The following is a 9,374-nucleotide window of genomic DNA, read 5'->3' on the forward strand; positions in this document are numbered from 1 at the left end:
CCGTGCCCGAGGCGATTGCCCGAACCGGACAGCCGGTTGAATTGCCCGCCGCTCTGCCCCCCGGCTCAGACATCTTCGATCAGGACCCTCTACCACTTCTCGTGCTCAATTTCGAGGAGCAGGGGATCGACGAAACCGACCTGCCCCTCATCGCCTACGGTGACATGCTGTTCGACAGTGCCGAGATATTCGGCGGACCGGCCCGCGATCTGGGCATAGCCTGTTCGACTTGTCACAATCGCTCGGACATCAATCAGCGATTTTTCATTCCCGGTGCCAGTCACCAGCCCGGAGCAGTCGACGTGGATGGCGCTTTCTTCAACCCGATGTTCAACGACCGCCGCGATGATCCGATCGATATCCCAAGCCTGCGCGGGCTGCGCTTTACCGGACCTTACGGGCGAGACGGTCGTTTCGCGTCGCTGCGGGATTTCTCCCGCAACGTGATCGTCAATGAATTCGCTGGCGAAGAACCCACACCCTTCATGCTGGACGCACTCGTGGCCTACATGACCGAGTTCGATTTCCTGCCCAATTCCCTGGTCACCGGCGACGGCCAGTTGACGGAGGCCGCGCCGGATGCTGCGCGGCGTGGCGAAGAGGTATTCAACCGCCCCTTCGTCGGAATGGGCAACCAATCCTGTGCCAGCTGCCATACGCCATCCGGCAACTTTCTTGATCGCAAATCGCACGACATCGGATCGGTGGCTGCGGCTTACGAAGGGTCACATGCAGGTGCCCTCGACACGCCCACCTTGCTCGGTACGCTCTACACAGCGCCGTATTTCCACGACGGTGCCCTGCCGACGCTGGCAAGTGTTGTGGATTGGTTCGACGAGACAAAGAACCTTGGCCTGACCGATGCCGAGCGGTCGGACCTGACCGCCTATCTGGAAACGGTTGGCGCAGCCGATGAGCCATACGAGGCTTTCGATACCGCGAACACGCCCTTCCGTCTGGCCTTCGCCGAACTCACGACCTTTGCCTCGACGCTCGACACGCTTCTACCGAAACGCGATGCGCAGCACATCCTGGTCCTGACCGACACGGTTGCGGCCGATCTTGCGGCCGATGCAGGCACGATGGCCAATCTTTCGTCGCGGCCCGAGGTCTACGCACTGGCCGAGCGCTTGGCAGAGGTCGGCGCAGCCGTTCGGGCAGAGAACTGGGCGGCCGCGGAAACGAGTTGGAGTCTGTTCAAGACGGATGCCGCCGCCATAGAAGAAAAGGCGTTTTGATGATGCCTCGCTTGAATCGCCGTCACCTTCTTATTCTCGCAGCGGCCGGTCTTGTCTCGCAGCCGATGCCTGCTCTGGCGCAGTCTGACCCGTTGCGCCTGGCCTTTATACCGCAGGAGAACCCCGACAAGCTTCTGGGCGATATCAAGGCGATCACCGCCTGGCTTTCGTCTGAAATCGGTGTGCCAGTCGAAGGGTTCGTTACCATCGACCACGCGGCGGCCGTCGAAGCATTGCGCAACGGCGATGCCGATATTTCCTTTATGGGTGCCCTACCCTTCGTTCTGGCCGAAAGGGAAATCGGTGCCATCCCGCTCTTGTCAGAGGTCTACCGCGATACGCCCAGTTATACGGGCCGCGTCTTTGTGCGCCGTGACAGCGGCTTCAAGATGCTGGCCGATCTGGAAGGTCGCGACATCGCCTTTGCCGACCCGATTTCGGAATCGGGATACATGTACCCCCTGGCCGAGTTTGAGCGCGCAGGCCTGGTATCCAGCCCGGATGCGGCAGAGGACTTCTTTGGCCGCATTTTCTTTGCCGGTGGCTACCAACAGGCAATGCAGGCGATGGCGGAGGGCCTGGTCGATGCAGCCGGGGCCAGCCAATACGCCGACCTTCTTCTCACCCCCGAGCAGCAATCTCAGGTTACTTGGATCGCGGAAAGCGATGCCATTCCAAGCCATGTCGTCATCGCACGTCCCGAACTGGACGCGGAGCTTCGCGAGAACTTCGTTGCCGCGATGATGAAGCTCAACATGCCAGAACACCGCGACAAACTCCGCTATCTCTACGGCCCGGATGGCTATGTCGAAGCCGACCCTTCGGTGTTCGACGGTGTGCGGACTATGGCGCAGCGCTTCGGATTACTATGATGCAGAACGCCATTCACATCGACGATCTGAGCTTCGGCCATCACGGTGCTGAGCAGCGCGCCATCGATCAGGTGTCCCTGCACATAGCCGCCGGGGAGTGCGTTGCCCTTCTTGGTCCTTCCGGAGCAGGCAAGACCACGCTTTTGACGTTGCTGGATGGACGGTTGCGCGATTGGCAAGGGCGGGTCTCTGTCCTTGGTGTACCATTCGAACCCAACCGTGCGCTGCCCTTGGAAAAGCGCGCTGAAACAGGTTTCATCTTTCAGGAGTTTGCGCTTGTCGAACGATCGACAGTGATGCGCAACGTCTTGAACGGCAGGCTGGGCCGGATGCCCGGCTGGCGCGCGTTGCTTGGCAACGTGTCGAAGTCCGACATGGACATAGCCCGATCGGCACTCTCCGACTGCGGCATCGCGGACCTCGCAGACCGGCGCGTGGACTCGCTCAGTGGCGGCCAGCGCCAGCGGGTGGCAATTGCCCGTTGTCTCGCACAAGAGCCTAAGCTGATCTTCGCGGACGAGCCGGTCAGCAACCTTGATCCGTCCAGAGCAGCGGACATCCTGACACTTCTCACCAGCGCCGCCCAGGCACGTGGGGCAACGACTGTGTTCTCGTCGCATCAACCGGAACTGGCACGGCGTTTTGCCGACCGTATCATCGGAATGCGCAACGGGCGGATCGTCTTTGATGTCGCGACGCACGATCTGACGGATGACGCGACGGCGGCGCTCTATGACGACACCGACCCGGCATCCGGCGCACGGCTCAAGGTCGTAAGCTGATGCGGTCGCGCAATCTGGGCGGGTTCTGGGCCGGGATGTTGGTTGCCGGTGTGGTGCTGTGGTCGCTGATCACCACCGATGTCGAACTGTCCCGACTGCTGTCTGCAGGCCCTCGCATTGCGGATTTCCTTGGCCGCATGTTCCCGCCGGATCCGACCGTTATGGATGAGATCTGGAAGGGGAGCGCCGAGACGCTGCGGATCGCGATCCTCGGTACTGTCGGTGCGGTGATCCTTTCCGTTCCGCTTGGCATCCTCGCCTCCGAGACGATGGTGTCGGCAACGGTGCACCGGCCGATCCGCACTGTTCTGGCATTTATTCGCGCGATCCCGCTGATCCTGGTGGCAATGCTGATGGTGGGCGCGGTTGGGCTGGGGCCATTGCCCGGCATCATCGCGGTGGCGCTCCACGCGACAGGCATGCTGGCCAAATTCTACGCCGAAGCGATCGATGGTGTGTCCCGCGCTCCGATTTCCGCTTTGGAAAGTGCCGGAGCCGGGCCGTTGCTGCGTTTACGCCATGCGATCTGGCCGCAAATGGCCCCTGTTGTAGCGCGGGACACGATCTTTCGGTTCGAGCTGAACCTGCGCGAGTCTCTGATCCTTGGCATTGTCGGGGCAGGTGGAATCGGGTTCTACATTCAGACCTATGTGCGCTCGTTCCAATACGACAAGGCCGCAAGCGTGACGATTGCAGTGGTCATCATGGTGATCGCCATTGAAGGGATCAATGTTGCGCTGCGCCGCCGGTTTGCCTGATCCGGTTGAGCTTCAGTGAGTCTCAGAAGCTGCTAGGCATAAATCTCGATAGGTGTCCCATCGCGCACCATTGCATAGACATCTTCGACCTGCCGATCGGTGACCGAGATGCATCCAGCCGTCCAGTCCCGCTTGTTCATCGGGTCGATGCCCTTTCGGGGACCGCCATGGATGAAGATATCACCGCCAGGAGATTTGCCCTGCGCTTCAGCAAAGGCGATATCCTCCTCGTTCGGATAGGAAATTCCGACAGACAGATGAAACAGGCTGTCCGGATTGCGACGGTCGATGGTGTACGCACCTTCAGGCGTGCGTCCATCGCCCTCGAATTGCTTGTGTCCTTCCGGCGCGAACCCCAAGCCAACCGGATAGGTGCGCAAAACGCCCTCCGTGCCATCAAGCACCAGCAGTCTTTGCGACTTGTAGAGGCGCACGCGCGTCACTTCTGGACCGTTGTACGAGCGAAACTTGCTGGCGCATCCCGAGAGAAAGGCCGCCACGCCACCCAAGAGAAAGAAACGTCTCGGAAGTCTGTCAATCATCACTGCTCGATGCCCCTTTTTCGGACTAATTGATTAAGGCAAGAATATTAAAAAGTTGATTTTGGATCAACCGTTGCCAGCGAGCGAAAGACTTTCCAACTGCTGCGGGCGTGCATGAATGTCAACAAGCTCAACTGCCGTAAACATGGCAAGAATCCAGCTCCCTGTCCGGCGTTTCCATCTCGAGCGTGCTGTGTTCTACTCCGAACTTGCGGATTAGAATCGCTTCAATGTGATCCCTGATGGCTTCGGCTCTAGGCCAATTCGGCACTGTAACAACGATATGAGCGTCGATGGCCAGCCCCTGTTCCGGGAGCCGCCAGAAGTGTAAGTGATGAATATCTTGCACCCCTTCGACAGACATTATTTGTTGCACAACTTGTACCGCATTCAGGTTTGATGGCGCTCCAAGCAGCGACGATCTAAGCGCCTCCCCAATACCGCGGAGGGCGAACCAAAGAAGCGCGCCGGACAATAAAACTGCAATAATCGTGTCAGTTCGCCCGGAACCAAGCAACAAAATAGCTACGCCGCCAGCGAGAACTGGTAGCAAGAACGCTAAACGGTCTGACCATAGGGGCGGTGATGTGCCGATTTTACGTCGGCGCCACGATGTTGGTGCCGGTTTCGAGAACACCAGTAACTCAATCCCTATCAAGACAGAGACGAGCACCACTATGATCCAGCCTTGCGCCAGATGAGGGGAATTTAGGCGCATAACGCCGTGGTAAATGACCGAAGCGGATAGCAGTACCACAGCAACACAATTCGCCAACTCTGTCGCAATTTCCAATCGCCCATATCCTAGAACAACGCGGTCCTCTTTCTGACGTCGTGTCAGCCTAGTCGCCGCTGAACTCATCAACAACTCGACCACGTCCGAAGCGTAGAGCAATGCGATGGCAATAAGGGCAAGGCTTCCAGAAAAAAGGCTGCCGACAGACAACGCCAAGGCAATCGGCAAGTACAACCACTTGTTCCATCGCGCTTGCCTCTGACAACTGGCGACGCCCGCGAACACTTCGATTTGCTTATCGCTCTTCATGTACCGGCCAAACCTTGTCCGGCCGAGCACTCTGCTCGACCAAAAATACTGCCGCTGATCTCCTTGCGTCGATGCTCTTCTTGCAACGCAGGAGACGCTCTACTTCTCTTGTCACTCTCTCTAGGACACGATCAGAAGATCTTTGAAACAGGCGAGATTGCTATCGCAAGTCTAGCTCCTCCACAGCTCAACACACATGCTACAACCTCTAGCAACTAGAGGTTCAAGCAATTTCGCTCCCAATAGGATCAATCACAGCCGATACCCAAAGTATGCAACATCTGTCACCGCTGTATCAGCTGCGGCATATCTGCGGTCCCAAGGGCCATCTCAGGCAGCCAAGTGATAAGCTGAGGAAACGAGATCAGCGCCACGATCAATACAATCTCAATGGCAACAAGAGGTACCGCTCCGCGATAGATATCGGATAGGTTGATACCCTTCGGTGCCGCCATCTTAGCAAAAAACAGGGCATAGCCGAAAGGAGGCGTCAGGAAGGACGTTTGCAAGGCCAACGCAATCAGGCCAGCGATCCAGATCTGCGCAAAGTAGGCAGAGCCGACGTGATCTGCGAAGTCGAGCTCTGAAATAATCGGCATCAGTACGGGTACAAAGACCAGCAGCACCTCGATCCAGTCAAAAACAAACCCAAGCATGATGATCACGCCAAGGAGGATCGCCAACAGTTCCCACCGGGTGAGATCGAATGCGGATATCCACTCGAAGATGACGTCCGGTCCACCGACTAGGTGGAAACTGAGCGAGAATACCGATGCGCCCAATACGATGAAGAAGACCATCGACGTCATCGTGCTTGTCTGCACCGTGACAGAGTTCAACGATGAGAAAGACAAGCGCTTTCGCGCCAGCGCGACCAATAGCGCGCCAAAAACCCCTACTCCAGCCGCCTCTGTTAGTGTCGCAAAGCCCAGAATGATGCTGAGCGGAATGGATGCGATGACCGCGACAGACGCGAGTACAAACAAGAGGTCTGACACAAGATTGGTCTTGGGTGTGTCCAGCGGGATTTCGACCGTTTTTCTCAAGGTGACCGCAAAGTAGACCGCGAAGGCCATGACCATCAGAAGCACAGGTACGATGAGGGCCACATACATCAATCCGATGCGCAGATAGAACACGTTCGAGATGAAGAACAGCATCACGGCTGGCGGGAACACGACACCCAATGCTCCAGAAGCTGCGACAGCGCCTCCTGCGGTTCGCGGTGCGTAGCCCGACGCCATCATCGGGGCATAGGCCACCAACGCCACAGTTATGACGGAAGCACCGATCACCCCGGCGGCGGGCGCAAGAACGAGGCCGATCAGCAAAGTCGCAATGGCGTAGCGACCGGGAACGCCTGTCAGAAGACGCCCCAGCAAGCGAAACATGGTTTCGGCAATCCCGCTGGCATTCAAGATCAGGCCAAGAAAAATCAGCATTGGAACGCTGGTGAATTGGACTGATTCATTGGTCAGTACACCACGGGCCCGCAGGTAGATCAGCCCCAGATGCTGAAAATCAGTGATCCCCACCCAAACCGCAGCGACAAACCCCAAGAAGCCTGTCCCCGCGAGCACCAGAGCCACCGGAAAGCCGCTGAAGACCCCGATGGCCATCACGACAAGCATGGCAACCGTGAAGACCTCATTCACCATTGTGCAGGCCGCTTGTTTGTTCCGGTGCACCTTGCGCACGTCTCCCTGTCAGAAAGGCGATGTTGCGAAGGGCTACAATCATCCCGGCAAGAGCCAGCAAGATCGGGCCGATGACCCCGGCAATGCGTTGTGCCCACAACTGGGTTTCCGCGAATTTCGTGGTGCGCATCAAACCGTCCCATCCGTAGTAGGTCAGGATGGCGGCGAGCGGCAGAAGGACAAAAAGGCCGCCAATCAGTTCGATCCACGCAATGCGGCGGGCGGACCAATGTCTGCGAAGAACATCAACGCGCACGTGACCGTCGCGCAGATAGGTATACCCAAAGGTCAAGAAAATCAGGATGAACAGCAGTGACGTGGACAGGTCGGGCAAATAGCTTGACACGCCAAGTTGTAGCTTGCGATCCAGCATCTGAAGCGCGCCATAAGCAGCAATCGAAACAACTGTCAGCCACGCAGTCACGACGCCGATGCCGCGAATGCCACGGTCAATCCAATCCAAAAATCTCAAGCCGAATTCCCTCCCAAAGTTCTTTGCCTGTTAGCTGTTATCCCCCCGTGACATCTCCCTTGCGATTGTCTTGTTCCCGATTTTCCGGCCTGACTTTCGAGGTGCGAAAGCTGTCCCAGAACAGCAATGCTGCCCCACAAAAGATCGCCACGTCAGCCAAGTTGAAGGACGGCCAGTGGTATGACCCGTAATGGAAGTCGAGAAAGTCAGGGACGGCCTGATAGCGCAGACGGTCAAGGATATTGCCAAGCGCGCCTCCGATGATCAGACCGAGCGCCGCACCTGTCAGCCTGTCCGGAGCCTTCCACAGCCAGATCAGCAGCCATGCCACGACCACGGCAGCAAGTGCGACCAGACCCCACCAGGGTACGACCCCGCCGAGCATACCGAAGCTGACCCCATCGTTCAAAACCCGCACGAGGTTGAGAAAGGGCAGAACCTCGACCCCGTTCTCAAGCGCCGGGGAGTTCAGGGCAAGAGCCTTGGTGCCCTGATCAACACCAAACGCGGCGATGGCGCAAAGCCCACCGAGAACGCGGCTGTTCATGCCACCGCCTTCAGATCGGCCCGCGCGTCGCGGATGATCGCCCATGACGAGTGCAGGAACAGTCCGGCGATCCCGAAGGCTACGATGAGATCGGGCCATGCGCTGCCTAGCCAAACCACCAGCCCGGCGGCGATAACGACTGCGGCGTTGCCGATGGCGTCGTTGCGCGAGAACAGCCAGACAGCGCGCATGTTCGCGTCGCCCTTGCGGTACCGCAGCAACGGCAGCACGGAGATGACATTTATCACAAGAGCAATCAGGCCCAGAATCCCCATCAAAGTGGCGTCTGGGGTTGTCGGCTCGAATGCCCTTATGATGGTCGTGCCAAAGACTCCAAGACCAAGCAGGCCGAGGAAGATGCCCTGGATCAGGGCCGACCGCGCTCGCCAAGCGAGGCTCCAGCCGATGGCCAACAGGCCGAGGAAGGTGATTGCGCCGTCGCCGATGAAATCCAACGCGTCGGCCTTCACGGCCTGTGACCCGGCAATGAACCCGCCGATCATTTCAAGAACGCCATAACCAACATTCAGGATCACAACGATCCAGAGCGCGCGGCGATAGCCAGGGTCCTGATGGGCCGCACCTTGCTGAATATCTTCGTCGCTCTCGATGCGGTCAAACCCATACCCTGTTGTCTCGACGGCTTTTTCAATTTCCGGCAAGCGCGCTTCGGGAGCTGTCAAAGTCATTATGTGCGTTGCAGTAGACACTTTCACGGCGTCAGGCGCGATACCTGCAGATTGCGCCGCCCGCTCGATCTGGGCGGCATCCTTGGCGCAATCCATACCGGAAACGCGGTAACGGAAGGATGGGATATCTGCTATCGCGCTTTCTGCGTTGGCCATGATCGCAGTTCTCCTGCTAAAGTGGGAAAAGAAATAATATATCAGTGAGTAGTGATATGGACCAAATTGTCGCCTGCTGCAATAGTGGGACAACCGCTATTGAGAGAAGAGCGAAGCTGTTTCGCGGTTTTGCGGACCCAAGCCGCCTCGCGATCCTCGACGCCTTGCGCGAAGCGCCGTTGGCCGTTCATGAGATTGTGACGTGCACGAAGTTATTGCAGCCAAACGTCTCCAACCATCTCAGGTGTCTTCTGGATTGTGGGCTTGTCGCCAGCGACCGCGACGGACGTTTTATCCGCTACCGTATAAGCAGTCCGCGCATTACAGCTCTCTTGAATGATGTGGACGTCCTTCTCGATGTGGTCGCAGAAGGTGTTGATGCTTGTGACAATTATCGCGGGACATAAGCGACCTTTTTTGCTGCTCTGCCCTAACCCACCCCATGCCAGGTCAATTGCTTAGTCTGGACAAAACCCCGGCAAAACCCTTGAGGATTTGGCGGTTTTTTTGCCCTTGCCGGTTCAGGGTACGATAAGGTCGGTAGTTCCAGACAGACCGAACTCTAGCTACGGCGGG

The 9,374-nt window shown here is 57.8% G+C and carries 11 protein-coding genes; 5 read left to right on the top strand and 6 right to left on the bottom strand.

Features of this window, described 5'->3' with window-relative positions; all coding sequences use genetic code 11:
- From TA5113_RS16465 to phnE, 4 genes are all read left to right on the top strand, one after another.
- On the top strand, positions 1-1,238 hold a 1,238-nt coding region (locus TA5113_RS16465), incomplete at its 5' end, for a cytochrome c peroxidase (RefSeq protein WP_082638133.1).
- 2 nt (positions 1,239-1,240) lie between these two features.
- Positions 1,241-2,110, top strand: coding sequence for a phosphate/phosphite/phosphonate ABC transporter substrate-binding protein (locus tag TA5113_RS16470; RefSeq protein ID WP_235872019.1), 870 nt, complete (start codon positions 1,241-1,243; stop codon positions 2,108-2,110).
- Entirely contained in the window at positions 2,110-2,892 is a 783-nt protein-coding gene (locus TA5113_RS16475) for a phosphonate ABC transporter ATP-binding protein (protein ID WP_058314160.1), read from the top strand. The genes TA5113_RS16470 and TA5113_RS16475 overlap by 1 nt, the downstream gene beginning before the upstream one ends.
- Positions 2,892-3,650: a phosphonate ABC transporter, permease protein PhnE gene (gene phnE, locus TA5113_RS16480; RefSeq protein ID WP_037207702.1), complete on the top strand. Its 759-nt coding sequence runs from the start codon at positions 2,892-2,894 to the stop codon at positions 3,648-3,650. The genes TA5113_RS16475 and phnE overlap by 1 nt, the downstream gene beginning before the upstream one ends.
- 32 nt (positions 3,651-3,682) lie before the next feature.
- Here the strand turns inward: phnE and TA5113_RS16485 are convergent, their stop codons facing one another.
- The 6 genes from TA5113_RS16485 to TA5113_RS16510 form a co-directional block, all read right to left on the bottom strand.
- Positions 3,683-4,192, bottom strand: a complete 510-nt coding sequence (locus TA5113_RS16485; protein ID WP_037207704.1) for a L,D-transpeptidase family protein — start codon at positions 4,190-4,192, stop codon at positions 3,683-3,685.
- 130 nt (positions 4,193-4,322) lie between these two features.
- Positions 4,323-5,156, bottom strand: a complete 834-nt coding sequence (locus TA5113_RS16490; RefSeq protein ID WP_220387221.1) for a cation diffusion facilitator family transporter — start codon at positions 5,154-5,156, stop codon at positions 4,323-4,325.
- Between the two features lie 365 nt (positions 5,157-5,521).
- On the bottom strand, positions 5,522-6,925 hold the full coding sequence (locus TA5113_RS16495) for a TRAP transporter large permease (protein ID WP_258953941.1): 1,404 nt from the start codon (positions 6,923-6,925) through the stop codon (positions 5,522-5,524).
- A complete protein-coding gene (locus TA5113_RS16500; protein ID WP_245627122.1) occupies positions 6,885-7,406 on the bottom strand; it encodes a TRAP transporter small permease subunit in 522 nt (173 codons plus the stop codon). The genes TA5113_RS16495 and TA5113_RS16500 overlap by 41 nt, the downstream gene beginning before the upstream one ends.
- A 37-nt stretch (positions 7,407-7,443) precedes the next feature.
- On the bottom strand, positions 7,444-7,953 hold the full coding sequence (gene lspA, locus TA5113_RS16505; RefSeq protein WP_058314162.1) for a signal peptidase II: 510 nt from the start codon (positions 7,951-7,953) through the stop codon (positions 7,444-7,446).
- Positions 7,950-8,798, bottom strand: a complete 849-nt coding sequence (locus TA5113_RS16510; protein WP_037207713.1) for a cation efflux transmembrane domain-containing protein — start codon at positions 8,796-8,798, stop codon at positions 7,950-7,952. The genes lspA and TA5113_RS16510 overlap by 4 nt, the downstream gene beginning before the upstream one ends.
- Positions 8,799-8,854: 56 nt before the next feature.
- Between TA5113_RS16510 and TA5113_RS16515 the strand changes: the two genes are divergently transcribed.
- Positions 8,855-9,205, top strand: a complete 351-nt coding sequence (locus TA5113_RS16515) for an ArsR/SmtB family transcription factor (RefSeq protein ID WP_058314138.1) — start codon at positions 8,855-8,857, stop codon at positions 9,203-9,205.
- Positions 9,206-9,374: the final 169 nt, after the last annotated feature.

It is taken from the genome of Cognatishimia activa (genome assembly GCF_001458335.1).
GTDB lineage: Bacteria > Pseudomonadota > Alphaproteobacteria > Rhodobacterales > Rhodobacteraceae > Cognatishimia > Cognatishimia activa.